19 protein-coding genes are annotated in these 24,781 nt (G+C 59.8%); 8 read left to right on the forward strand and 11 right to left on the reverse strand.

The features are described 5' to 3' along the window. Positions 1-258 precede the first annotated feature (258 nt). Positions 259-1,290: a threonine ammonia-lyase, biosynthetic gene (gene ilvA / locus ACZRJ6_RS15175; protein WP_463968517.1), complete on the forward strand. Its 1,032-nt coding sequence runs from the start codon at positions 259-261 to the stop codon at positions 1,288-1,290. Positions 1,291-1,315: 25 nt separating this feature from the next. On the opposite strand, the gene eco is transcribed toward ilvA, so the two are convergent. Next, positions 1,316-1,798 carry a serine protease inhibitor ecotin gene (eco, locus tag ACZRJ6_RS15180; RefSeq protein WP_463968516.1) on the reverse strand — a complete coding sequence of 161 codons (483 nt, stop codon included), beginning with the start codon at positions 1,796-1,798 and terminating at the stop codon, positions 1,316-1,318. 510 nt (positions 1,799-2,308) lie between these two features. Here eco and ACZRJ6_RS15185 point away from each other — a divergent pair. Further along, positions 2,309-2,581, forward strand: a complete 273-nt coding sequence (locus ACZRJ6_RS15185; protein ID WP_463968868.1) for a DUF1652 domain-containing protein — start codon at positions 2,309-2,311, stop codon at positions 2,579-2,581. Here the strand turns inward: ACZRJ6_RS15185 and ACZRJ6_RS15190 are convergent. Beyond that, a complete protein-coding gene (locus tag ACZRJ6_RS15190; protein ID WP_463968515.1) occupies positions 2,578-2,976 on the reverse strand; it encodes a hypothetical protein in 399 nt (132 codons plus the stop codon). The genes ACZRJ6_RS15185 and ACZRJ6_RS15190 overlap by 4 nt on opposite strands. Before the next feature lie 239 nt (positions 2,977-3,215). Here ACZRJ6_RS15190 and aqpZ point away from each other — a divergent pair, with 239 nt between their 5' ends. Further along, positions 3,216-3,899, forward strand: a complete 684-nt coding sequence (gene aqpZ, locus ACZRJ6_RS15195) for an aquaporin Z (RefSeq protein WP_463968514.1) — start codon at positions 3,216-3,218, stop codon at positions 3,897-3,899. A 45-nt stretch (positions 3,900-3,944) separates the two neighbouring features. On the opposite strand, the gene ACZRJ6_RS15200 is transcribed toward aqpZ, so the two are convergent. The 9 genes from ACZRJ6_RS15200 to ACZRJ6_RS15240 form a co-directional block, all read right to left on the reverse strand. Continuing rightward, entirely contained in the window at positions 3,945-4,883 is a 939-nt protein-coding gene (locus ACZRJ6_RS15200) for a carbohydrate kinase family protein (RefSeq protein ID WP_463968513.1), read from the reverse strand. A 12-nt stretch (positions 4,884-4,895) separates the two neighbouring features. After that, a complete protein-coding gene (gene xylB, locus ACZRJ6_RS15205; protein WP_463968512.1) occupies positions 4,896-6,377 on the reverse strand; it encodes a xylulokinase in 1,482 nt (493 codons plus the stop codon). 11 nt (positions 6,378-6,388) lie between these two features. Continuing rightward, positions 6,389-7,870 carry a mannitol dehydrogenase family protein gene (locus ACZRJ6_RS15210; RefSeq protein WP_463968511.1) on the reverse strand — a complete coding sequence of 494 codons (1,482 nt, stop codon included), beginning with the start codon at positions 7,868-7,870 and terminating at the stop codon, positions 6,389-6,391. Between the two features lie 17 nt (positions 7,871-7,887). Then, a complete protein-coding gene (locus tag ACZRJ6_RS15215) occupies positions 7,888-8,991 on the reverse strand; it encodes an ABC transporter ATP-binding protein (RefSeq protein WP_463968510.1) in 1,104 nt (367 codons plus the stop codon). Between the two features lie 40 nt (positions 8,992-9,031). After that, positions 9,032-9,862 carry a carbohydrate ABC transporter permease gene (locus tag ACZRJ6_RS15220; protein WP_149413340.1) on the reverse strand — a complete coding sequence of 277 codons (831 nt, stop codon included), beginning with the start codon at positions 9,860-9,862 and terminating at the stop codon, positions 9,032-9,034. Between the two features lie 10 nt (positions 9,863-9,872). Next, the gene (locus ACZRJ6_RS15225) at positions 9,873-10,799 is read right to left on the reverse strand and encodes a carbohydrate ABC transporter permease (RefSeq protein WP_149413339.1); all 927 of its coding nucleotides are present in this window, start codon (positions 10,797-10,799) and stop codon (positions 9,873-9,875) included. 230 nt (positions 10,800-11,029) lie between these two features. Next, complete coding sequence (locus ACZRJ6_RS15230) at positions 11,030-12,352, reverse strand: ABC transporter substrate-binding protein (RefSeq protein ID WP_463968509.1); 1,323 nt, start codon at positions 12,350-12,352, stop codon at positions 11,030-11,032. 230 nt (positions 12,353-12,582) lie between these two features. Next, positions 12,583-13,488, reverse strand: coding sequence for an AraC family transcriptional regulator (locus tag ACZRJ6_RS15235; RefSeq protein WP_463968508.1), 906 nt, complete (start codon positions 13,486-13,488; stop codon positions 12,583-12,585). A gap of 72 nt (positions 13,489-13,560) precedes the next feature. Next, the gene (locus tag ACZRJ6_RS15240) at positions 13,561-14,850 is read right to left on the reverse strand and encodes a glycosyltransferase (protein ID WP_463968507.1); all 1,290 of its coding nucleotides are present in this window, start codon (positions 14,848-14,850) and stop codon (positions 13,561-13,563) included. 159 nt (positions 14,851-15,009) lie between these two features. Between ACZRJ6_RS15240 and tpx the strand changes: the two genes are divergently transcribed. The 5 genes from tpx (at position 15,010) to ACZRJ6_RS15265 (ending at position 24,713) form a co-directional block, all read left to right on the forward strand. Further along, the gene (gene tpx, locus ACZRJ6_RS15245; protein WP_463968506.1) at positions 15,010-15,510 is read left to right on the forward strand and encodes a thiol peroxidase; all 501 of its coding nucleotides are present in this window, start codon (positions 15,010-15,012) and stop codon (positions 15,508-15,510) included. A 233-nt stretch (positions 15,511-15,743) separates the two neighbouring features. After that, the gene (locus tag ACZRJ6_RS15250) at positions 15,744-17,045 is read left to right on the forward strand and encodes an MdtA/MuxA family multidrug efflux RND transporter periplasmic adaptor subunit (RefSeq protein ID WP_463968505.1); all 1,302 of its coding nucleotides are present in this window, start codon (positions 15,744-15,746) and stop codon (positions 17,043-17,045) included. Beyond that, positions 17,042-20,143, forward strand: a complete 3,102-nt coding sequence (locus ACZRJ6_RS15255; protein ID WP_463968504.1) for an MdtB/MuxB family multidrug efflux RND transporter permease subunit — start codon at positions 17,042-17,044, stop codon at positions 20,141-20,143. The genes ACZRJ6_RS15250 and ACZRJ6_RS15255 overlap by 4 nt, the downstream gene beginning before the upstream one ends. Continuing rightward, positions 20,140-23,247 (forward strand): efflux RND transporter permease subunit, encoded by a 3,108-nt coding sequence (locus ACZRJ6_RS15260; RefSeq protein ID WP_463968503.1) that lies wholly within the window; start codon positions 20,140-20,142, stop codon positions 23,245-23,247. The genes ACZRJ6_RS15255 and ACZRJ6_RS15260 overlap by 4 nt, the downstream gene beginning before the upstream one ends. Continuing rightward, positions 23,244-24,713 (forward strand): efflux transporter outer membrane subunit, encoded by a 1,470-nt coding sequence (locus ACZRJ6_RS15265; protein ID WP_463968502.1) that lies wholly within the window; start codon positions 23,244-23,246, stop codon positions 24,711-24,713. The genes ACZRJ6_RS15260 and ACZRJ6_RS15265 overlap by 4 nt, the downstream gene beginning before the upstream one ends. The last annotated feature ends 68 nt before the right edge of the window (positions 24,714-24,781 follow it).

Consider the following 24,781-nt stretch of genomic DNA (forward strand, 5'->3'; position numbering starts at 1 on the left):
TCCTTCCTTGGACAGGCAGCAAAGAGCTGCTCAGATTAGCGGAACGACTCCACAACTCAATGGCCGTTTGCCATTGACTTGTCATACGTCGCCGGTTAATTTTGATTCATGACATTTCAAGCTTTCCGTTCACAGCCAAACATTATTACCGCCATTCCTTATTTGGCGGGATAGCGCACGGCTGCACCCAAACCCGCCCTAGAGGCGGGTTTTGTTTTTCCGTCTCCAGAGCCTTGAACCAAAAGCCAGGAGACATCGATGAGCACCAGCCAGCCACGTCCCGTGACCCAGACCGTTGAGCGGGGACTGCTTGAGCACTATGTAAAAAAGATCCTCGCCGCGCCGGTTTACGACCTGGCGGTGCGTACGCCGTTGCAAGTCGCGCCAGCGCTCTCGGCTTTGTTGGGCAATCAGATACTGCTCAAGCGCGAAGACCTGCAACCGACCTTTTCCTTTAAGATTCGCGGCGCCTACAACAAGCTGGTGCAGCTCACCGATGAGCAGAAGGCGGGTGGAGTGGTCACCGCGTCTGCGGGCAACCATGCCCAGGGCGTGGCGCTGGCAGCGCGGGAATTGGGGATCAAGGCCACCATCGTCATGCCGTGCAACACCCCGCAACTGAAAGTGCTTGGCGTGCGCTCCCGAGGCGCCGAGGCGATCCTGTATGGCCCGACCTTTCCTGTCGCCTTGGCCCATGCATTGCAGTTGGCTGAGCAGTCAGGCAGTACCTTTGTCTCGCCCTTCGACGACCCAGACGTGATAGCAGGACAGGGTACGGTCGCCATGGAAATCCTGCGCCAGCAGCAAGGACCGCTGGACGCGATCTTCGTGCCGGTGGGTGGAGGCGGGCTGATCGCGGGCATCGCCGCCTACGTCAAATACTTGCGCCCCGAGGTGCGCATCATCGGCGTTGAGCCTGAAGGCTCCAGTTGCCTGTTGGCGGCCTTGCGCGCCGGGGCAAGAGTGGTGTTGCCCAGTGTCGACAGCTTCGCCGATGGCACCGCCGTTGCGCAGATCGGCGCCTTCGGCTTTGAAATCTGCCGCCAATACGTGGATGAAGTCATCACCGTCAGCAACGACGAACTGTGCAGCGCCATCAAGCTTATCTACGACGACACCCGCTCCATCACCGAGCCTTCGGGCGCCTTGGCCGTTGCCGGTATCCGTAACCATGCTGCGAAAACCGGCGTCCAGGGGCAGACATGGGTGGCAATAAACTCCGGAGCCAATATCAACTTCGACAGTTTGCGCCATGTTGCCGAGAGGGTGGCCGCCCAAGAGCCGGTATAACCATGGATTAAACGTTTAAGCGAAACTATTCGGCGACGGCTTTATTGACCGTGGCCGACGCTGACCAGACTCGATAGCGAACTTCGACATCTTTTGGCACATATATAACGATGGGCAACTTGCTGTTGTAGCGCAGGACGAATCCATCGCCTACCACCGGTACAAAATCGGTACGGGTCTTGCCATCCGGACACGCCATTAGCGTACTCATCGGGCCGCTGATTTTATCCAGGCGGTAATAGGAATAGCCCCAGCCCTCAAGGTTCTTTTCTTCCAGCACGCCGCCCAGTCGTTGGCGATTGCAATCGACGGGCAAGGTCTTTCCGGCAAGGATTTCTACCTTGAAGTTGTCTTCCTGAGTGTGCGCCCGAAGATGGATGACCTGACGAACGAAACCCGCGTCCGCCTTGGGGTAGGGCGCAATATCTTCGAGTTTTGCGGCATTGGCCTGGGTGCAAAGACCTGCCATGCCAAGGAGGGCGAGTGAAATGCGCAGAGAGGGAATCATGAGGCGTCCTTGGGAAAATATACGGATCGAGCATTCATTTGGATGGATCGCTTTGAAACCGTCACTGGGCAAAACGAACGTGTCCACGATGCCAGCCTGCGCGCGCTGCTGCAAATTGCATGATTGCACACGGGCTTCATTGCAGAGTGCACGAGCCGTCAAACGTGAGTAATAAGCAAATCATTGATCCTGGTGCGCTCGAACTCGTACTCGCACACGGCATGTTTAATGCTTCGAATACATTTCGTTACCGCGCGATTGAGTTGTCGGCGTAGCAATGAACCACTTCAAACGGGTGAGTGCTAGCGGTCTGCCACACAACTTATGTAAGTATCGCTGCCGCTTATGAGAAAAGGGTCCAACGCTTCAAGACTCAGCCGAGTAGGCTTGGTGGTTGAAACCGTCTTCCATGGTTGGCAAGGCGTAACAGGCAGGCGCAACCGTGCGGCTGCCAGCGACACGTACATCCATAAAAACCTATTGGCAGTCTCAAAAAAGGAGAGGTTGGCCATGCTTTCGGATCTAGAGTTACGCAGCATTATTGAAGGAAGTTTCCTGCCTAAACGTTGCGAATGCATCAAGGCCGAGGATGCTTCGCTGACGGTCAAAGTCTACGACGACAAAGACCATGAGCGAGTGAATCTGCTGGTGACGGGCATTCGGGCGGATAAACTCGACAGCAGTCGAGCCATCTGCAATCTGATCACCGGGTTGCGCGAAGACCTCAAGCAGCAACATATCCCTGCTCTTACAAGAGTCGGTGCGCGTCCCTACTATTATTAAAGGGAGGGCTGCGGCTGTGTAAGCGCTGACTTCTGGGCCTGGATAAATGCCAGGCCCAACGCCGCTTCTGTGATCACCGCCAGCAAAATCCCAGGCCCCGCGTGGCCGTTGAGCCATTCACCGACTCCCAGCACCGCCAACGCAAAACAGCCGGTCACAAAACCTGTGGTCATGGCTCTCCGTGTGGCCGACGGCAGGGCATGCCGGGCTCGATAAAACATAATGCCGATGCCCAGAAACAACGCGGCGTTGCGTCGGGCGACCAATCCTGTGGCGCTTGAATATTCGACACTCCACAGCCACAGCAGCAGGTCGGGCCGCAGTCCCCAGATGATCGCCAGGGCGAAACACAGCAGGGCGGTGAAGGTGGCGACGGTACGGAAGCTGAGCTGCATGGCGAATCCTTTCGGCCGTTTCAGAAGGGCAAAAGCATACCGGGTGATGAGGCGCTTGTCCCGAGTGCTTACCGGCCCGCGCCATCAATTCTGAAAAATGCATGCATCGAAAGTCCCATGCCTTTCCCCCTAACCAGAAAAGTCTGATACGGCGAGGTTGCGCGCTGTTGCTAACGTCTCTGCCGGAGCCATCCACGTGATGGAAAACAGGCCGGCATAAACAACAGGCGGAATTAACCTTGCAACAAAAAATAGCAGCGGAGTTTCTCGGGACGTTCTGGCTGACGTTCGGCGGTTGTGGCAGTGCGGTCCTGGCGGCGGCGTTTCCAGAATTAGGTATCGGCTTTGCCGGCGTTTCCCTGGCGTTTGGCCTGACGGTGCTGACCATGGCCTATGCGGTGGGCAGTATTTCTGGAGCGCATTTCAACCCGGCAGTGACCATCTGCCTGTGGGTCGGGCGCCGAATGCCGGGTGTCGATGTGTTGCCTTACATCATTGCTCAGGTTGCCGGGGCTATTGTGGCGGCTGCGGTTCTGGCACTGATTGCCAGCGGTCGTCCAGGTTTTGAGTTGGGCGGGTTTGCCGCAAATGGTTTTGGCGAGCTGAGTCCGGGGCAATACAGCCTGCTGGCCGCGATAGTGGCGGAAGTGGTGGCAACGTTCTTTTTTGTATTCATCATCATGCGAGTCACCGCACCCGGCGCGCCGGTGGGGTTTGCGCCCATCGCCATTGGCCTGACGCTGACGTTGATCCATCTGGTGCTGATTCCAGTCACTAATACATCAGTGAACCCGGCCCGCAGCACAGGGCCGGCGTTGTTTGCCGGTGGTGCGTACCTGACACAACTCTGGGTGTTCTGGGCTGCGCCAATAGTGGGAGCTGTGGCGGGAGCGCTGGTTGCCCGGGCGGTCAGGGAGAAATAACGCTGTAAGCGCGCACCGACAAGGTCGGCGCGCGGTTTGCCCAAGTCAGTCCAACTGGTGACGATAGGGCAAGTCTGGACCGGTCTTGGCGCAGGTCAAAGCGGCGGCGCGAATGGCAAACTTGAGCATGCTGTCGAGCTGTTCACGCGTCAGCTGTTGCAGCCCATCGACCGAGTCCAGTTGCTGCTCGGTCAACCAGGCGATCAGCGCTGCCTGGAAGGTATCACCAGCGCCGACGGTATCGGCCATCACCACCTTGACCGCAGGCGCCGACCAACTGCCGTACTGACGGCTAAACACCGTGGCGCCATCGCCGCCACGGGTCAGGAAGATCAGTTGGCAACGATGCTGCAACCAGCCTTGCAACACGCTTTCCGGGGTTTGGCCGGGGTAGAGCAGGTGCAAGTCCTCATCACTGACCTTGATCAGGTCGGCATGCTTGACCAACTCGGCCATGCGCTGGCGCCATAGTTCGATGTTCGGCTCGGGATTCAGGCGAACGTTGGGGTCGAGGCTGATCAGGCGTTTGCCACTTTCCCTACGGACCAATGCCAACAACGTGTCGGCAATCGGCTGCACCACCAGGGAGAAGGAGCCTATGTGCAAGCCGCGAACTTCTGGCCCCAGCGCTGGTAAATGCTGCACCTGTAATTGCCGGTCAGCGCAGCCTTCACCGCGAAAGCTGTATTGCGGTGAACCGTTGGCGCCCACGGCAACCATCGCCAAGGTGGTCGGTGCGGCAAACTCCAGCAGGTAATCCTCGCGTACGCCTTCCAGCTTGAGCACCTGCAGCAAACGCTGCCCCAGGTAATCAATGGATAAACCAGCGAACAACCCGGCGTCGATGCCCAGGCGGCGCAGCCCCACCGCAACGTTGAACGGCGAGCCGCCGGCAATGGCCTTGAAATTGACCTTCGATGCCTGGCCGCTGGCATCGTCTTCGCTGAAAAAATCAAACAGCGCTTCGCCACATACCAAATACATATTCGTTCGCTCTTAAAGGGATGCTACGTGCTGTTGATAACGCTCATAGGCGTGTTGATAGGCGCTGACGCTGGTTGCCACAGGCTTGCTCAGGCTGGCCGGATCGACACTGACGCAACGAGCGCAAAGGGCCGCCAGGCTTTCACCAGACTGGCACCAGGCCGCCTGGATCGCCGCGCCCAGGGCCGCCGCTTCACTTTGTTCGGTACAGATGACTTCGGTGTTCATGATATCCGCGACCATCTGCCGCCACACCGGGCTTTTCGAGCCACCGCCGATCAGGCGGATACTTTGGCTTTGCAGGCCGGCCTGGCGCAACAAGTCCAGACCGTAGCGCAAACCGAAGGTGGTGCCTTCGACCACCGCGCGACACAGATTGGGTCGGGTCAGGTTGGTCATGGTCAAGCCATGTAGGCTGCCGGTGGCGTGGGGCAGGGCGGGCACTCGCTCGCCGTTGAGGAACGGCAACATGCTGACGCCATCGGCACCAATCGGGGCCTGGGCAACCTGGGCGTTGAAGCTGGCCAGGTCCAGGTCTAGCAGCTCGCGGATGACGCCAGTGGCGTTGGTCAGGTTCATGGTGCAGATCAACGGCAGCCAGCCGCCGCTGGACGAACAGAAGGTTGCCACCGATGCCTTGGGGCTGACGTTGGGTTGATCGTTGAAGGCGTAGACCGTGCCGGATGAGCCGAGGCTCATGGTGATCACGCCAGGGGCGATATTGCCGGTGCCGATAGCGCCCATCATGTTGTCGCCGCCGCCGCTGGACACCACTGCATTGGGGTTGATGCCCAGGCGTTCGGCGATGGCCGGGAGAATGCTGCCCACTGCCTGATTGGCTTCAATCAACTGCGGCAGCGCCACTTCCAGGCGTCCGTCGGGGTCGATATGACGCAGCAGTGGCAGATCCCACTCACGGGTTCGCACGTTGAAGTAGCCGGTGCCCGACGCGTCACCGTATTCGGCGCATGCGCGGCCGGTGAGCCAATAGTTGAGGTAGTCGTGGGGCAGCAGGATATGGGTGATGCGGGCGAAAACGTCCGGGTGTTGCTCGCGGGTCCAGAGCAATTTCGAGACCGTATAGCCTGGCGCGATGGCCACGCCCAGGCGCTCCAGGGAACCCTGTTCGCCGCCCAGATGTTGCAGCAGTCGATCGTTTTGCGGGGTGGTTTCGGTGTCGCACCACAGCTTGGCCGGACGCAATACCTGGCCTTGGTCATCGAGCAACACCAGGCCATGTTGCTGGCCGGAGACGCCAATGCCGAGGATGTCCTGGCCGTCGACCCCTGCCTGCTGAAGCGCACGGTGAGTGGCTTCGGTGAAGGCGTCCAGCCACTGGCGGGTGTCCTGTTCGCGGCGGCCATTGGCGCCGCTGATCAGCGTATGGCTGGCCGCGCCCAGGCCAAGAACCTTGCCGCTGGTGGCGTCGATGACGATGGCCTTGGTGCCCTGGGTACCGCAATCGATACCTAGGAAAAGGTTTTGCTGGGTCATTACGGGTTCCTTCAACTGATATTGGCTAGCAACCGCTCCAGCGTCTTGCTCACACCCACATCGCGCAAACTGGCAAAGCACCGTTCAAACGCTGCCACAAACGCTGGCGAGTTGGGAATGGAGGTGCCAAAAATCTCTTCCACCCCCAGCAAGCGTTGACTGATCAATGCATCGTCAGTCACCAGGCCCTGGCAAAATTCGGCACGTGGATCGGGGATCTTGTAGCTCACACCGTTTTCATCCACACCCTTCAAATACAGCGCCCAGGCTGCTACGACCAGCGCCGCACGCTCGGTCTCGCGACCGTCGGCAATCAGCCGATTGATGGTTGGCACAGTGAACTTGGGAAATTTCGACGAACCATCGGAGCACACTCGCTCCAACTGATCGGCAATCGCCTGGTTAGAAAAGCGGTCCACCAGGGTCTGCTTATAGTCTGTCAGGTCGATGCCCGGCACGGGCGCCAGTTGCGGCGTCACGTCCAGGTCCATATAAGCCCGCATATAAGCCACGAACAGCGGATCGTTCATGGTCTCGTGGACAAAACGATAGCCCTTGAGAAAACCCAGGTACGTCAGCGCCAGGTGACTGCCGTTGAGCAGGCCGATTTTCATTTCTTCATAAGGTGTAACGTCATTGGTGAACTGCACGCCGACCTTTTCCCAGGCCGGGCGGCCGTTGACGAACTTATCTTCCAGCACCCACTGCACAAAAGGCTCGCAGACCACCGGCCAGGCGTCGTCGATGCCGTGCTCGTCATGTAATTGCAGGCGATGGGCCGAACTGGTCATCGGCGTGATGCGATCGACCATGGCATTGGGGAAACTGACATTGGCCTTGATCCAGTCATACAGGTCGGCATTGTGCAGCGCAGCGAAGGCCAGCAACGCCTTGCGGGTGACGGCGCCATTGTGTGGCAGGTTATCGCAGGACATCACGGTGAACGCAGGAATGCCGGCAGCACGGCGCTTGCTCAGGGCGGCGCAGATAAAACCAAACACGGTTTTCGGCGCGCCCGGATGGGCCAGGTCATGCTGGATCTGCGGCAGGTGGGCCATGAACTCGCCGCTGCTATCGTCGATGCAGTAGCCGCCTTCGGTGATGGTCAGCGAGACGATGCGAATCTCTGGGCTGGCCAGTTTGTCGATCAGCGCCTGGGCACTGTCTTGCGCCAGCAGCATGTCGCTGATGGCGCCGATAACCCGCACTTCGGTGTCATCGGTATCGCCCAGTTCATACAGGGTAAACAGATAGTCCTGACCGGCCAGGTCATCCCGCGCCTTGCGGTCTTCTGCCCGCAGGCCAACGCCGCAGATGCTCCAGTCCAGGTCCACGCCGGTGTTCATCAAGGCATCGGTGTAATACGCCTGATGGGCCCGATGGAAACCGCCGACACCGATATGGGCAATGCCCTGTTTGGTATCGGCAATGGCGTAGGCTGGCAATTTCACTTCGGGGGCCAGTTGCGTGAGGTTTTGCTTGTTCAGTTTCATCAAGGGTTCTCGCGAAATCAGGCTGCAGCGCGCAGTGGACGGGCCACAGCCACGCCATCGGTGTCGAAAAGATGGCAGTGCACCGGGTCCAGGTGCAGCTTCAACGTTTCGCCATACTGGCTGGCCATGTCGCCACGGATGCGCAGGGTCAGCGGTTCGCCGTTTGATGTAATGACGTGGCAAAAGGTGTCGCTGCCCAGGCGCTCGCCGACATCGGCGGTGACGGTCAGCGTGGTATCGCCGGGCGAGGCGAGTTCCAGGTGTTCCGGACGAATACCCAGGGTCACCTGGCTGCCGATGCTCAGGGTTGGACTGCTCAAGGGCAGACTGATGCGCGTGCCAGCATCCAGCTCGACTTCGCAGCCCTGACCTTCAAGCCGCGTGACCTTGCCTTTGAGGAAGCCCATTTTCGGCGTGCCCAAAAAGCCCGCGACAAACAGATTGGCCGGTTGGTGGTACAAGTCCAGCGGCGAGCCGACCTGTTCAATACGGCCGCTGTTGAGCACCACTACCTTGTCAGCGAGGGTCATGGCTTCCACTTGGTCGTGGGTTACGTAGATCATGGTCGCTTGCAGTTCTTTATGCAGGCGCGCCAGTTCCAGGCGCATCTGCACCCGCAACGCGGCGTCAAGGTTGGACAGCGGTTCGTCGAACAGGAAGATTTTCGGATTGCGCACAATGGCGCGGCCGATGGCGACCCGTTGACGCTGGCCACCAGAGAGCTGCTTGGGCTTGCGTTCCAGCAACGGGCCGAGTTCGAGAATACGCGCCGCTTCATTGACCTTGCTCTCGACGACTTTCTTGTCGACACCCGCCAGGTCCAGGGCAAACGACATGTTCTTGCGCACGCTCATATGCGGGTACAACGCATAGGTCTGAAACACCATCGCCAGGTCGCGCTTGGCCGGGGTCACTTCGGTGATGTCGCGGCCATCCAGTTCGATGGTGCCTTCGCTGACTTCTTCAAGGCCTGCAATCAAGCGCAGCAGGGTGGACTTACCGCAGCCTGAGGGGCCGACGAAGACCACGAATTCCTTGTCATTCACTTCCAGGTCGATGCCCTTGATGATGGAAAAGCCTTCGAAACCTTTTTGCAAATTTTTGATTTTCAGGTTGGCCATGATGGGCCTCCACTTCTAATTATTGGTGTTGAAAGGGCCGTTATTTCACGGCGCCGAAAGACAAACCGCGGACCAGCTGTTTCTGGCTGATCCAGCCAAAAATCAGGATCGGCGCGCAGGCCAGGGTCGACACCGCGGACAACTTGGCCCAGAACAAGCCTTCGGGGCTGGAGTAGGAGGCGATCAATGCGGTTAATGGCGCGGCGTTGGACGAGGTCAGGTTCAGCGACCAGAACGCCTCGTTCCAGCACAGGATCAGCGACAGCAACACCGTGGAGGCCAGGCCACCCTTGGCAATCGGCAGCAGCACCCGGACCATTTCCTGCCACAGCGTGGCGCCGTCCAGGCGCGCGGCTTCGAGGATGTCCTTGGGAATGTCCTTGAAGTAGGTGTAAACCATCCAGACCACGATCGGCAGGTTGATCAGGGTGTAGATGATGATCAGCGCGACCCGCGTATCCAGCAGGCCAAGGCTCTTGGCCAGCAGGTAGATCGGCATCAGCACGCCCACCGGCGGCAGCATTTTGGTGGATAACATCCACAGCAGCGTGCCCTTGGTGCGCTGGGTTTCGTAGAAGGCCATGGAGTAGGCCGCCGGCACCGCAATCAGCAGGCACAAGGCGGTGGCGCTGAAGGAAATCACCACCGAGTTCCAGGCGAAGCTGAAGTAGTTGCTGCGCTCGTTGATGTGCAGGTAGTTCTCAAGCGTGGGCGTGAAAATGAACTGCGGCGGCGTGGCAAAGGCGTCGATTTCGGTCTTGAAACTGGTCAGCACCATCCAGAAGATCGGGAAGAAAATCAGGATCGCGATGGCCCAGGCCAATGTGCCGAGCAACAGGCTTTGCAGGCGGCGGGATTGTTGAAGCGTCATGGCGCAGCCCTCAAGGCTTGTCAGTCAGGTTTTTGCCGAGCATCCGCACCAGGATGATCGCCGCGATATTGGCAATGACCACGGCAATCAAGCCGCCGGCCGACGCCATGCCCACGTCGAACTGCACCAGCGCCTGGTTGTAGATCAGGTAGGCGAGGTTGGTCGAGGCGTAGCCGGGGCCACCGTTGGTGGTGGTGAAGATTTCAGCGAACACCGAGAGCAGGAAGATGGTTTCAATCATCACCACCACGGCGATGGGGCGCGCCAGGTGGGGCAGGGTCAGGTGCCAGAAAATCGCAATGGCACCAGCACCGTCCAGGCGGGCGGCTTCCTTTTGCTCCTGGTCGAGGGACTGCATGGCGGTCATCAGGATCAGGATGGCGAAGGGCAGCCATTGCCAGGACACAATGATGATGATCGACAGCAGCGGGTAATGGGCCAGCCAGTCCACCGGCTGGGCGCCGAACAGCTTCCACACTGCCGCCAAAACGCCGGACACCGGGTGGAAAATCAGGTTCTTCCAGATCAGCGCACCGACGGTGGGCATGATGAAGAACGGTGAAATCAGCAAGACCCGCACCAGTCCTCGGCCGAAGAACTCGCTGGCCTCAAGCAGGGCACTGATCAACACACCCAGCACCACGCTGATCAGCAGCACGCTGCCCACCAGCAACAGAGTATTGGTCGCACCAGGCAGGAAACCCGAGTCGGTGATGAAGTAGGTGAAGTTCTCAAGGCCCACGAATTGGTTTTCGCCGGGATAGAGCAGGTTGTAGCGGATCAACGAAAAGTACAGGGTCATGCCCAGCGGCACGATCATCCACAGCAGCAACAAGGCCACCGAGGGGCTGACGAGGAACCAGCCGGGGTTGATCAGGCGGCTTTTACGCGCCTTTTCCGGCTGAGCAGTTTGCACTTGGGCAGTGGTGGTATTCATGGTGATCACATGCTGAGTAGTGTCAGGGCGAAGTTACCCTAGGCGCTCCGGCTTATTGTTGTGTGGCGAGCGGGCTTATTGTGGCGAGCGGGCTTGCCCGCGTTGGGCTGCGAAGCGGCCCAAAATCCTTCAAGCGGGTTCTGTCTGGAGGAATGCGGTGAGCTTATTGGGGCCGCTTCGCGCCCCAACGCGGGCAAGCCCGCTCGCCACAAAAACGCCCTCGCCACAAGTTACTTGGGATAGCCGGCACGCTTCATTTCGCGCTCGGTGGTGGTCTGCGCCTGCTTGAGCGCATCGTCGACGGTCATCTGCCCGGTCAGCGCACCCGAGAAGAACTTGCCAACTTGTGTACCAATGGCCTGAAATTCAGGAATGGTCACCAATTGGATGCCGATGTACGGCGCAGGCTTGAGGGTCGGCTTGGTCGGATCGGCCACTTTCAGGGACTCCAGGGTCACCTTGGCAAACGGCGCGGCCTTCATATATTGCTCGCTGTAGGTCGAGGTACGCGTGCCTGGCGGAACGTTGGCGATGCCGTCGGTCTTGGCCACCAGCGCACTGTATTCCTTGGAAGTGGCCCAGGCACTGAACACCTTGGCGGCGTCCTTGGCCTTGGAGCTGGTCGGGATCGCTAGGGACCAGGAATACATCCACGACGTGCCTTTGTCCGTGACCTGATGGGGCGCGAAGGTGAAACCGACATGATCGGAAACCTTGCTTTGGGTTTTGTCGGTGACAAACGAGCCGGCAACGCTGGCGTCGACCCAGATCGCACACTTGCCGCTGTTGAACAGCGCCAGGTTTTCATTGAAACCGTTGCTGGAGGCACCCGGCGGACCGGATTTTTTCATGTTGTCGACGTAGAAGTTCAGCGCGTCCTTCCACTCTGAGCCGTTAAATTCCGGCTGCCATTTCTCATCGAACCAGCGCGCACCGTAGCCATTGGCCAGGATGGTGATCAGCGCCATGTTCTCGCCCCAACCGGCCTTGCCCCGCAGGCACAGGCCGTATTGTTCCTTGTCCTTATGGGTGAGCTTTTCGGCAAACTCGCCGATCTGCGTCCAGGTGGGATGCTCAGGCATGGTCAGCCCGGCGTCCTTGAACAGGTCGGTGCGGTAATAGGTGATGGAGCTTTCGGCGTAGAACGGCAGGGCGTACAGCGAACCCTTGACAGAAAGACCGTCGCGCACTGAAGGGAAAACATCGTCCAGGTCGTAGGTCGCCGGCAGATCCTTCATCGGTTCCAGCCAGCCCTTGGCGCCCCAGAGTGCGGCTTCGTACATGCCGATGGTCAACACATCAAACTGTCCGCCCTGGGTGGCGATGTCCGTGGTCAGGCGTTGGCGCAGGACGTTTTCTTCGAGCACCACCCAATTGAGCTTGATGTCTGGATGTTCGGCTTCGAAAGTTTTCGAGAGCTTTTGCATGCGGATCATGTCGCTGTTGTTGACGGTGGCAATGGTCAGGGTTTGCGCGCCAAGACTGACGGCGCTGAGGGTCATGCATGCAGTCATGCAAGTAGAGGCAAGCAGTGCTTTAGCTGTGAACTTCATCGCGCACTCCATTTCCGCGCCCAAGGGCTACGGAAGGACAGTTTTTGTTGTTGTGTCTTCCAAGGCTGCTGGAAGAGTGTGCGTTGATTACAGCCTTCTAATGGCGTGCTGACAAATCCTTGGGAGCACTGTCACTGATACTTTTTTGCACTGAGCCCGAAATTAGCTGAAACGATTCCTCCGATTACCCGTAGCGTTGTCGAGCCCCTCAACGCTTGACCGTCTGCGTCTCAGGCCAGGTTCTGCTCGGTCAACCGCTGCACCGCCAAGCGCCGATAATGGGATGGCGTCATACCCTTGAGCTGCTGGAAGCGCCGATTGAAGTTGGAAATATTGTTGAAGCCAGATTCAAAGCACACATCCGTCACTGCCTTGTCGCCATCGACCAGCAGTTCACAGGATTTGCTGATGCGCAGCCGATTGACGAACTCGATAAAAGTGCGCCCGGTGGCCTGTTTGAATACTCGGGAAAAATAGGTGGGCTTCATTCCCAGGTAGTCGGCCACTTCTTCCAGAGGCAGCTCCCGCGCGTAGTGGGCAAAAATGTAGTCCACCGCGCGGTTGGTGCGGTCGATGCTGTGTTCATCGGCCAATTGCGGCGTGGTCACGCCGGAGAGCAACTGATAATCCTCGCAGGTGCTGAGCACCTCCAGCAGGATAAAGAAATGCCCGAGGCGGGCCATGCCTCGGGCATCTTCGATGCGCTGCATCAGCGTCATGGTCTGGGCGATGGTGTGCTTGCAGCGGAACTCGATGCCGTACTGCGCCCGGTCCAGCAGCGGGGTAAGGGCCTTGAGTTCGGTGAAGATATGGCTGGCGCCGTCAAACAGCTCATCGGTAAAGTTCACCAGCATGTCGCGCTTGGGCACCACTTCGTCTTCCGCCACCTGGCTGATCCAGTTATGGGGCAGGTTGGGGCCAGTGAGAAATAGGCTTTGCGGATAGAAGTTGCCGATGTAATCGCCGATGAACACCTTGCCGGAGCTGGCTACGATCAGGTGCAGTTCGTATTCCTTGTGGAAATGCCAGCGCACCAGCGGGCACGGGAAACCGTGCTGGCGATAGATGATGGATAGGCCGTTGTGGTCGTCCATCAACTCGTAGGAAGGATCGGTGATTCTCGCTGCTCGGGTCATGCTGCAGTCGCTTTTATTGTGGTTGCCCACAGGATAATGCCCCCATGGGCGCAACCTCGCCAGCGCCTGTATTTAAAGTGTGCGGTTTTTTGCCTCGATCCACTGTGCCATGTACTGGGTGCTTTTATGCAGGTGGTGGCGCAGCATACTGCCGGTGAAGTTGATGCGCCGGTGCTGGGCCAACTCGCCACGGCACTGATCCAGCCGCTCGACCAGCGCCGGGCCGTGTACGTCTTGCGAGTAACGGCGGGCAAGTAACTGCCGGCCGTCTTCCTGAGCCAGGGTCCAGCGGTCGCGGTCCTGATACAGGGCAACCGCTGCGTCGGCCAAGGCGCTGGCGCTTTCTTCAATAACGCCGGGCCAGGCTTGTTCATCGTTCATGCCTTCAGCACCCATAGGGGTGGTGATATTCGGCGTGCCACAGAGCATCGCATCCGCCAGTTTCCCCTTGATTCCTGCGCCAAAGCGCAGCGGCGCCAGGCAGATACGCGTGGCCGACATCACCGCCAGCGCATCCTCGGCCCAGTTCATCACATGAAAGCCCTGGGCCGGATTGTGCAGCGCGGTGGCCTTGGGCGGGGTGTAGGCACCGTATATATGCAACTGGACGCCGGGCAGTTGCTGGCGGATCAACGGCCACAGGCTGTTCTTCATCCATAGCACCGCATCCCAGTTGGGCGCATGGCGGAAGTTACCTATGCTGAGAAAGTGCGCGCGGTCTTCAAAAGGTATGAAGGCTTCGGTCGGCGGCTCCAGCATCAACGGGCACCAGTGGAGCAGGGCGGCCGGCACCCTGAACTGCTCGGTAAGCAGGCGGATTTCAACGTCGGAGATCATCAAGCTGATGTCGCAGCGGTAAATTGCTGCTATTTCGCGCTTGGCCAGGTCGGTGTCGGCCATTAACTGGAATTCTTCCTCCAGCGCGGGGGCGAACAGTACGCCGAAATCGTCGCCGTCCGGATTGGCCTTGAGGTAATCCTTGAGGCGCTGCTGACGGGCGTCCCGCAGGCTTTGCAAGTCTGAGGTTTCCAGCACCCGCAGCGCATCCGGGCAATGCTTTTCGACGCGCCAGCCAAACTGTTCCTCCATCATGAAGCGATCGAACAGCACGATATCCGGGGCTAGTTCACAAATAAAATCGTCGAAACTGCTGTTATTGAGCTCGATGGCGCATTCGTCAATACCCAGCGCCAGCAAGTCGGCCTTGTGTTCGCCAATCGTTGCCGGGCTGCTGAAGGTAATGTCCCAGCCTTGATCAAGGAAACTGTGCAGGATCTGCATCATGTGCCCGCCTGCGGCCGACGAGCGAGGTTCCGGCCAGACGTAACCAATGACCAGGACTTTGGTGGCGGGCTGATTCATTGACAACGGTTTCCTTGAAGGGCTGGCGAAAAGCGCGCAATTAAACCACAACCGCGAGGCGTGACAATTTGTGTCTTGCGGTAGGTAGCCACGGCACTTTGTGGTTAACTTCGGCCTCTCGAATTCGTTTAACCAAAACCCAGTATAAGGATTCTGTCCATGGCTCAAGTCACCCTTCACGGTAACCCTGTCCAGGTTGAAGGCGAATTGCCGCAAACCGGCTCCAAAGCTCCAGCTTTTACTCTGACCGCCGGCGATCTGTCGGAAGCAACCCTGGCCACTTTCGCCGGCAAGCGCAAAGTACTGAACATCTTCCCAAGCGTTGATACCCCCACCTGCGCCACTTCGGTTCGCAAGTTCAACGCCCAGGCCAACGAACTGAACAACGCGGTAGTACTGTGTATCTCCACCGACCTGCCCTTCGCCCAGGCGCGTTTCTGCGGCTCCGAAGGCCTGGAAAACGTGAAGAACCTGTCAGACTTCCGCGACGCTGCCTTCGCCGTTGACTACGGTGTGGCAATCGCCGAAGGCCCACTCAAAGGCCTGACCGCTCGCGCCGTCGTGGTTCTGGATGAAAACGACAACGTGCTGCACAGCGAACTGGTATCTGAAATTGGCCAAGAGCCTAACTATGAAGCAGCCCTGGCTGTTTTGAAGTAACTGTTACGGCAAATGACTGTCGCTTTGCAGTAATACGCTTGATGCATGATCGCGGCCTGGCCTAGTCCAGGCCGTTTTTATTTGCGGTTCAGCGGCTTAGCCCTGAAACCGGATGTTGTAAGCCAAAATGTAGATGTTTGTAGGCTCGAAGGTAAATAGCCGGTAAAGGCGCTTCTCTTAAAGCCAGACAGTGCTTATCTTTCAGCCTCCCAAAGAAGAAGCTCTCGCGCCCAATGGCTGATCACTCCATGCAATCCTCCCCCCGCAACTCCCGCCGCTGGCTGTTCGGCTTGTTCGTCCTGTTGGTTATCGCCGGCCTGTGCTGGAAATTCTGGCCGACGGGGGCTGCCCAAAATGAAGCGCCGGCTGGTCGCACCAGCAAAACCGGGATGATGCGCCCCGGCTTCGGCGGTTCCACCGCCCCGATACCGGTCCGCGTGGCGCCGGTGGTGCAAGGGGAATTCCCTGTGTACTACAAGGCCTTGGGCACGGTAACGGCGTTGAACACAATTAATGTGCGTAGCCGGGTCGGGGGAGAGTTGGTCAAGATTGCCTTTGAAGAAGGGCAAATGGTCAAGGCAGGCGACCTGTTGGCGGAAATCGATCCGCGCAGTTACCAGAATGCCTTGCTCCAGGCCCAGGGCACGCTCTTGCAGAATCAGGCCCAGCTGAAAAACGCCCAGGTCGATCTTGAGCGTTATCGCGGCCTCTATGAGCAGGACAGCATCGCCAAGCAAACCCTGGACACCGCAGCCGCGCTGGTTATGCAGTATCAGGGAACGGTCAAGACCAACCAGGGCGCGGTCGACGACGCGAAACTCAACCTCGAATTCACCAAGATCCGCGCGCCGATCGCCGGGCGCGTAGGCCTGCGTCAACTGGACGTCGGCAACCTGGTCGCCGCCAATGACACCACCGCCCTGGCCGTGATCACCCAGACCCACCCCATCAACGTCGCCTTCACCTTGCCGGAAAACTCCCTGCAAACCGTGCTCGCCCGTTATCGCACCGGCAACAAGCTGCCAGTGCAAGCCTGGGACCGTGGCGACGTGAAGCTGCAAGCCACCGGGGTGTTGCAGAGCCTGGACAACCAGATCGACGTCACCACCGGCACCCTGAAATTCAAGGCGCGCTTCGATAACCAGGACCAGGTGCTGTTCCCCAACCAGTTCGTCAACGTGCGACTGCTGGCTGACACCCTCAAGAATGTGGTGTTGGCGCCGTCGGCAGCGATCCAGTTTGGCAACAATGGCACCTTCGTCTATGCCCTCGATGGCGACAAGAAGACCAAGATCCGCCCACTGGTGATCGGCGACACCGACGGCGAAAACACCGTGATCAAGGAAGGTCTGGCCGCCGGCGATCGCGTGGTCCTGGAAGGCACCGACCGCTTGAAGGACGGCAGCGACATCGAAGTGGTCAACGACAGCGCGGATGTCCCGACCAGCCCTACCGAACACTTGCAGGGTAAACCTGCGACGAAAGGCGAAGGCAGCCCGGCTAATGCCGGCAAGGCGCAAAAGGCCGGCGCATGAACCTCTCACGGCTGTTCATCCTCAGGCCCGTCGCCACCACCCTGAGCATGCTGGCCATCGTCCTGGCTGGCCTGATTGCCTACCGCCTGCTGCCGGTGTCGGCCTTGCCCCAGGTGGATTACCCGACCATTCGCGTCATGACCCTGTACCCCGGCGCCAGCCCGGACGTGATGACCAGCGCGGTCACCGCGCCCCTGGAGCGTCAGTTCGGGCAAATGCCCGGCCTGACCCAGATGGCGTCCACCAGCTCCGGCGGCGCCTCGGTACTGACCCTGCGCTTCAACCTAGACGTTAACATGGACGTCGCCGAGCAACAGGTCCAGGCCGCGATCAACGCCGCCACCAACCTGCTGCCCAAGGACCTGCCGGCGCCACCGGTGTACAACAAGGTCAACCCCGCAGACACCCCAGTGCTGACCCTGGCCATCACCTCCAAGACCATGCTGCTGCCCAAGCTCAATGACTTGGTCGACACCCGCATGGCGCAGAAAATCGCCCAGATCAGCGGCGTCGGCATGGTCAGCATCGCTGGCGGCCAGCGCCAGGCGGTCCGCATCAAGGTCAACCCCGAGGCTCTTGCCGCCAATGGCTTGAACCTGTCGGACGTGCGCACGTTGATTACCGCTTCTAACGTCAACCAGCCCAAGGGCAACTTCGACGGCCCGACCCGCGTCTCGATGCTCGACGCCAACGACCAGTTGGTCTCGCCCGAGCAATACGCGGAACTGATCCTTGCCTACAGCAATGGCGCGCCGTTGCGCCTCAAGGACGTCGCGCAAATCGTCGACGGCGCCGAAAACGAACGCCTCGCTGCCTGGGCCAATGAAAACCAGGCCGTGCTGCTGAACATCCAGCGCCAACCGGGTGCCAACGTTATCGAGGTAGTGGACCGGATCAAGGCGCTGCTGCCCAGCATCACCGACAACCTACCGGCTGGCCTGGAGGTGACGGTGCTCACCGACCGCACCCAGACCATCCGTGCTTCTGTTACCGACGTACAACACGAATTGCTGATCGCCATCGCCTTGGTGGTAATGGTGACGTTCCTGTTCCTGCGCCGATTCAGCGCCACCATTATTCCGTCGATTGCGGTACCGCTGTCCCTGGTGGGTACCTTTGGCGTGATGTACCTGGCCGGTTTCTCCATCAATAACCTGACGCTGATGGCCCTGACCATCGCCACCGGCTTTGTGGTGGACGACGCCATCGTCATGCTGGAGAACATTTCCCGCTATATCGAGGAAGGCGAAACACCCATGGCCGCGGCGCTCAAGGGTGCCAAGCAGATTGGCTTCACCCTGATTTCCCTGACGCTGTCGCTGATCGCCGTACTGATTCCGTTGCTGTTCATGGCTGATGTAGTGGGGCGCCTGTTCCGCGAATTTGCCATCACCCTGGCGGTGGCAATCCTGATCTCCCTGGTGGTGTCCCTGACCCTGACGCCGATGATGTGCGCGCGCCTACTCAAACGCGAACCAAAGGAAGAGGAACAGGGCCGCTTCTACAAGGCCAGCGGCGCCTGGATCGACTGGCTGGTCGCCGCCTACGGGCGCAAGTTGCAGTGGGTGCTCAAGCACCAGCCACTCACCCTGTTGGTGGCTATCGCTACCCTGGGCCTGACGGTGGTGCTGTACCTGGTGGTGCCAAAGGGCTTTTTCCCGGTGCAGGACACTGGGGTGATCCAGGGCATTTCCGAAGCACCGCAATCCATCTCCTTTGCCGCCATGAGCCAGCGCCAGCAGGAACTGGCGAAAATTATCCTGGAAGATCCGTCAGTCGAAAGCCTGTCGTCTTACATCGGGGTCGACGGTGATAACGCGACCCTCAACAGCGGCCGCCTGCTGATCAACCTCAAGCCTCACCGCGAAAGAGACCTGAGTGCCACGCAGATCATCACTCGCCTGCAACCGCAACTGGACAAACTGGTGGGCATTCGCCTGTTTATGCAACCGGTGCAGGACCTGACCATCGAAGACCGTGTCAGTCGCACCCAGTACCAGTTCAGCATGTCCTCGCCGGATGCCGACTTGTTGGCGCTGTGGAGCGGCAAGCTGGTACACGCACTGAGCGAGTTGCCGGAACTCACCGATGTCGCCAGCGACCTGCAGGACAAGGGCTTGCAGGTGTATTTGGTGATTGACCGTGATGCAGCCTCGCGTTTGGGCGTATCGGTGGCGACCATCACCGATGCGCTGTACGACGCCTTCGGCCAGCGGCAGATTTCTACCATCTACACCCAGGCCAGCCAGTACCGCGTGGTATTACAAGCCCAGTCCGGGGAAAGCCTGGGGCCGGACGCTCTGAACCAGATCCATGTGAAGACCACCGACGGCGGCCAGGTACGGTTGTCGAGCCTGGCCCATGTCGAACAGCGTCAGGCACAACTGGCGATTACCCATATCGGTCAGTTCCCGGCGGTGATGATGTCGTTCAACCTCGCGCCCGGCGTGGCGTTGGGCAAGGGTGTGGATCTGATCAACCAGATGCAGAAGGACATCGGCATGCCGGTGGGCGTGCAGACCCAGTTCCAGGGCGCCGCCCAGGCGTTCGAGGCTTCGCTGTCGAGCACCTTGCTGCTGATCCTGGCGGCGGTGGTGACCATGTACATCGTGCTGGGGGTGCTCTACGAGAGTTACATCCACCCGATCACCATTCTCTCGACCTTGCCATCGGCGGCGGTGGGGGCCTTGTTGGCCTTGCTGCTCAGTGGCAATGACCTGGGGATGATCGCCATCATTGGCATCATCCTGCTGATCGGTATCGTCAAGAAGAACGCGATCATGATGATCGACTTCGCCCTCGACGCCGAACGCAACCAGGGGCTTGACCCGCAAACGGCGATTTATCAGGCAGCGCTGCTGAGGTTCCGGCCGATCCTGATGACCACCCTGGCGGCCTTGTTCGGTGCGGTGCCGTTGATGTTGGCCACGGGTTCCGGCGCCGAATTGCGCCAGCCGTTGGGCCTGGTGATGGTCGGTGGGTTGCTGTTGAGCCAGGTGTTGACGCTGTTCACGACGCCGGTGATCTACTTGTACTTTGACCGCCTTGGCCGCCGCTGGCGCAAACAGCCCGAGCGCCTGGAGCCGGTTGAGCCATGAACCTGTCCGGACCTTTCATTCGTCGGCCGGTAGCCACCATGCTGCTGAGCCTGGCGATCATGCTGCTGGGCGGCGTCAGCTTCAACCTGCTGCCGGTGGCGCCATTGCCGCAGATCGACTTCCCGGTGATTGTTGTGCAAGCCAGCTTGCCCGGCGCCAGCCCCGAGGTGATGGCGTCTACAGTGGCAACGCCATTGGAACGCTCCTTCGGCGCGATTGCCGGCATTACCACCATGAGCAGCTCGTCAAGCCAGGGTTCGACCCGGGTGATCCTCGCCTTCGACAGCGACCGCGACATCAATGGCGCGGCACGGGAAGTACAGGCGGCGATCAACGCCTCGCGCAACCTGCTGCCCAGCGGCATGCGCAGCATGCCCACCTATAAAAAGATCAACCCGTCCCAGGCACCCATCATGGTGCTGTCGCTGACCTCGGACGTGTTGCCCAAGGGCCAGCTCTACGACCTGGCCTCGACCATTCTTTCCCAAAGCCTGTCCCAGGTGCCGGGTGTCGGTGAAGTGCAGATTGGCGGCAGCTCCCTGCCGGCGGTGCGCATCGAGCTGGAGCCCAAGGCCCTCGACCAGTACGGCGTGGCCCTGGACGATGTGCGCAACACCATCGCCAATGCCAACGTGCGCCGCCCCAAGGGTTCAGTGGAGGATGGCCAGCGCAACTGGCAGATCCAGGCTAATGACCAGCTGGAAAAAGCCAAGGACTACGAGCCCCTGGTGATTCGCTACCAGGACGGCGCGGCACTGCGCCTGAGCGACGTAGCCAAGATCAGCGACGGTGTCGAAGACCGCTACAACAGCGGTTTCTTCAACAACGATTCGGCGGTGCTGCTGGTGATCAATCGCCAGTCCGGCGCCAACATCATCGAGACCGTGGCGCAGATCAAGGCGCAGTTGCCGGCGCTGCAGGCGGTGCTGCCGTCCAGCGTCAAGCTGAACCTGGCCATGGACCGCTCGCCGGTGATCAAGGCCACCTTGCACGAAGCCGAGATGACCCTGCTGATCGCCGTGGCCCTGGTGATCCTGGTGGTGTACCTGTTTCTCGGTAACTTCCGTGCATCGTTGATCCCCACATTGGCAGTGCCGGTGTCCCTGGTGGGCACCTTTGCGGTGATGTACCTGTTTGGGTTTTCCCTGAACAACCTGTCGCTGATGGCCTTGATCCTGGCCACCGGCCTGGTGGTGGACGATGCCATCGTGGTGCTGGAGAACATTTCCCGGCACATCGACGACGGTATCCCACCCATGAAGGCCGCGTACCTGGGGGCCAAGGAAGTCGGCTTTACCTTGCTGTCGATGAACGTGTCGCTGGTGGCGGTGTTCCTGTCGATCCTGTTCATGGGCGGGATCGTCACCAGTTTGTTCCGGGAGTTCTCCATCACGTTGGCGGCGGCGATCATTGTCTCGCTGGTGGTCTCCCTGACCTTGACCCCGATGCTTTGCGCCCGCTGGCTCAAGCCCCATGTCAAAGACCAGGAGAGCGGTTTGCAGCGCTGGAGCCGCAAGGTCAACGACCTCATGGTTGCCGGTTATGCCCGTAGCCTGGACTGGGTACTCAAGCACCGGCGCCTGACCCTGCTCAGCCTGTTCGTGACCATTGGCGTCAACGTCGCACTGTACGTGGTGGTGCCGAAAACCTTTATGCCGCAACAGGACACCGGGCAGTTGATCGGTTTTGTCCGCGGGGATGACGGGCTGTCCTTCAGCGTCATGCAGCCGAAGATGGAAATCTTCCGCAAGGCGGTATTGCAAGACCCAGCCGTGGAAAGCGTGGCCGGTTTTATCGGCGGTAACAGTGGCACCAACAATGCCGTGATGCTGGTGCGGCTCAAGCCCATCAGCGAGCGCAAGATTTCCGCGCAGCAGGTAATCGAGCGCATGCGCAAAAGCGTGCCACCGGTACCCGGCGGGCGATTGATGCTGATGGCCGACCAGGACCTGCAGTTTGGCGGGGGCCGCGACCAGACCTCCTCGCAATACTCCTACATCCTGCAGAGTGGCGACCTGGCAGCCTTGCGCCTGTGGTACCCGAAAGTGGTCGCCGCCTTGCGTGAACTGCCAGAGCTGACCGCCATCGACGCCCGTGAAGGCCGTGGCGCGCAACAGGTCACGCTGATCGTCGACCGCGACCAGGCCAAACGCCTAGGGGTGGACATGGACATGGTTACCTCCGTGCTGAACAACGCTTACAGCCAGCGGCAGATTTCCACCATCTATGACAGCCTCAACCAGTACCAGGTGGTCATGGAGGTCAATCAGAAATATGCCCAGGACCCGATCACTCTGAATCAGGTGCAGGTGATTACCACAGATGGCGCGCGTATTCCCTTGTCGACCATTGCTCACTATGAAAACAGCCTGGCGGACGACCGTGTCAGTCACGAGGGCCAGTTCGCCTCGGAAGACATTGCTTTCGACATGTCCCCAGGAGTCACGATGGAGCAGGGCACAGCCGCCATCGAGCGGGCGATTGCCAAGGTTGGTCTGCCGGAAGACGTCATCGCCAAGATGGCGGGCACCGCCGACGCCTTTGCCGCCACCCAAAAAAGCCAGCCGTGGATGATCCTCGGCGCGCTGGTGGCGGTTTATCTGGTTCTCGGAATTCTCTATGAGAGCTACATCCACCCGTTGACCATCCTCTCGACCTTGCCCTCGGCCGGTGTCGGTGCCTTGCTGTCAATTTACGTGTTGGGCGGAGAGTTCAGCCTGATCTCCCTACTCGGGCTGTTCCTGTTGATCGGTGTGGTGAAGAAAAACGCCATCCTGATGATCGACCTGGCGCTGCAACTGGAGCGCAAGGACGGCATGGAGCCGCTGGAGTCGATTCGCAGCGCCTGCCTGCTGCGTCTGCGGCCAATCCTGATGACTACCCTGGCGGCGATCCTCGGCGCGTTGCCGTTGCTGTTGAGCACCGCCGAAGGCGCGGAAATGCGCCAGCCCCTGGGCCTGACGATTATCGGCGGCCTGGTGTTCAGCCAGATCCTGACCCTTTACACCACCCCTGTGGTTTACCTTTATCTCGACCGCCTTCGCCGCCGTTTCAACGGCTGGCGCGGGGTGCGTACCGATGCTGCCCTGGACACTGCGCTATGACTGATTCCATATTTGCAAAGGGCGCCATGACTCGCGGCTCCAGCCTGCTGACTCTGGCGCTCTGCGTGTCGTTGCTCAGCGCCTGCGCCATCGGCCCTGACTACAAGCGCCCGGAGCTGACCGAGCCTGTCCAGTACAAAGAGGCCAAGGGTTGGCGCCAGGCCTCGCCAAGCGACTCTTTGGCTCGTGGTGCCTGGTGGGAGTTGTACGGTGACAAACAGCTCAACGAACTGGTAGATAAACTCAACAACGCCAACCAGACCGTTGCCCAGGCCGAGGCCCGCTACCGTCAGGCCCAGGCATTGGTGCGCAGTTCAAGGGGCGCGTTTTTTCCCACCGTGGACTTGAGCGCCGGGAAAACCCGTGCCAGCCAGGGTACCGGCAGCAGCAGCGCCAGCCTGAGCAGCTCCAGCAGCGGAATCCGCGATACCTTCAATACCCAGTTGGGCGTCAGCTGGGAAGCCGATATCTGGGGCAAGTTGCGCCGTGGCCTGGAAGCCAACGAAGCCAGCGCCGAAGGCAGTTCGGCGGACTTGGCGGCCATGCGCCTGAGCCAGCAATCGGAACTGGTGCAGAACTATCTGCAACTGCGGGTCATGGATGAGCAGACCCGCTTGCTGCAAGCCACGGTCGAAACCTACCAACGCTCGCTGCAAATGACTGAAAACCAGTACCGCGCCGGCGTGTCCGGCAGGGACGCCGTGGCCCAGGCGCAGACGCAGCTCAAAAGCACCCAGGCCAGCATGATCGACCTGATCTGGCAGCGCGCCCAGCTGGAAAACGCGATTGCCGTGCTGATCGGTATTCCACCCACCCACTTTGAGCTGGCAGTGAGCAAGGACATTCCCGCTCTGCCGCAGATTCCGGTCAACCTGCCATCGCAACTGTTGGAGCGCCGCCCGGACATCGCCTCGGCGGAGCGCGCAGTGATTGCTGCCAACGCCAATATCGGCGTGGCCAAGACCGCCTACTACCCAGACCTGACCCTAAGCCTTGCAGGCGGCTACTCCAGTAGCACCTACGCCGACTGGATCAGCCTGCCGAATCGCTTCTGGTCGGTGGGGCCAAAACTGGCTATGACCCTGTTCGACGGCGGCCAACGCTCGGCGGAAGTCGATCGCGCCGAAGCGTCCTATGACGAAACCGTGGCCAAGTACCGCCAGACCGTACTCGACGGCTTCCGTGAAGTGGAAAACTACATGGTCCAGCTCAAGGTCCTGGAAGACGAGGCAGGGGTGAGCAACGAAGCCCTGGACGCCGCTCGCGAATCCTTGCGCCTGACCCAGAACCAGTACAAAGCCGGGCTGATCGCCTACCTCGATGTGGTCACCGTCCAGGCCACGGCCTTGAGCAACGAGCGCACCGTGCTGACCTTGCTGCAAACCCGCCTGGTGGCCAGCGTACAGTTGATCGCCGCATTGGGTGGTGGTTGGGATGGGCAGATGCAGGTGAGCGACAAAGAGTAAACAAACACCCCAGCGAGGCTACGCCTGGCCGCACCGCCACCAAGCCAGGCACTCGCACCAGTCGCCCC

It is taken from the genome of Pseudomonas sp. C321 (assembly GCF_055407105.1).

What these genes read in the sequence shown, in the direction of transcription:
- ilvA (WP_463968517.1), top strand. Translation starts at nt 259, where the DNA reads ATGAGCACCAGCCAGCCACGTCCCGTGACCCAGACCGTTGAGCGGGGA.
- eco (WP_463968516.1), bottom strand. Translation starts at nt 1,798, where the DNA reads ATGATTCCCTCTCTGCGCATTTCACTCGCCCTCCTTGGCATGGCAGGT.
- ACZRJ6_RS15185 (WP_463968868.1), top strand. Translation starts at nt 2,309, where the DNA reads ATGCTTTCGGATCTAGAGTTACGCAGCATTATTGAAGGAAGTTTCCTG.
- ACZRJ6_RS15190 (WP_463968515.1), bottom strand. Translation starts at nt 2,976, where the DNA reads ATGCAGCTCAGCTTCCGTACCGTCGCCACCTTCACCGCCCTGCTGTGT.
- ACZRJ6_RS15200 (WP_463968513.1), bottom strand. Translation starts at nt 4,883, where the DNA reads ATGTATTTGGTATGTGGCGAAGCGCTGTTTGATTTTTTCAGCGAAGAC.
- xylB (WP_463968512.1), bottom strand. Translation starts at nt 6,377, where the DNA reads ATGACCCAGCAAAACCTTTTCCTAGGTATCGATTGCGGTACCCAGGGC.
- ACZRJ6_RS15210 (WP_463968511.1), bottom strand. Translation starts at nt 7,870, where the DNA reads ATGAAACTGAACAAGCAAAACCTCACGCAACTGGCCCCCGAAGTGAAA.
- ACZRJ6_RS15215 (WP_463968510.1), bottom strand. Translation starts at nt 8,991, where the DNA reads ATGGCCAACCTGAAAATCAAAAATTTGCAAAAAGGTTTCGAAGGCTTT.
- ACZRJ6_RS15220 (WP_149413340.1), bottom strand. Translation starts at nt 9,862, where the DNA reads ATGACGCTTCAACAATCCCGCCGCCTGCAAAGCCTGTTGCTCGGCACA.
- ACZRJ6_RS15225 (WP_149413339.1), bottom strand. Translation starts at nt 10,799, where the DNA reads ATGAATACCACCACTGCCCAAGTGCAAACTGCTCAGCCGGAAAAGGCG.
- ACZRJ6_RS15230 (WP_463968509.1), bottom strand. Translation starts at nt 12,352, where the DNA reads ATGAAGTTCACAGCTAAAGCACTGCTTGCCTCTACTTGCATGACTGCA.
- ACZRJ6_RS15235 (WP_463968508.1), bottom strand. Translation starts at nt 13,488, where the DNA reads ATGACCCGAGCAGCGAGAATCACCGATCCTTCCTACGAGTTGATGGAC.
- ACZRJ6_RS15240 (WP_463968507.1), bottom strand. Translation starts at nt 14,850, where the DNA reads ATGAATCAGCCCGCCACCAAAGTCCTGGTCATTGGTTACGTCTGGCCG.
- tpx (WP_463968506.1), top strand. Translation starts at nt 15,010, where the DNA reads ATGGCTCAAGTCACCCTTCACGGTAACCCTGTCCAGGTTGAAGGCGAA.
- ACZRJ6_RS15250 (WP_463968505.1), top strand. Translation starts at nt 15,744, where the DNA reads ATGGCTGATCACTCCATGCAATCCTCCCCCCGCAACTCCCGCCGCTGG.
- ACZRJ6_RS15255 (WP_463968504.1), top strand. Translation starts at nt 17,042, where the DNA reads ATGAACCTCTCACGGCTGTTCATCCTCAGGCCCGTCGCCACCACCCTG.
- ACZRJ6_RS15260 (WP_463968503.1), top strand. Translation starts at nt 20,140, where the DNA reads ATGAACCTGTCCGGACCTTTCATTCGTCGGCCGGTAGCCACCATGCTG.
- ACZRJ6_RS15265 (WP_463968502.1), top strand. Translation starts at nt 23,244, where the DNA reads ATGACTGATTCCATATTTGCAAAGGGCGCCATGACTCGCGGCTCCAGC.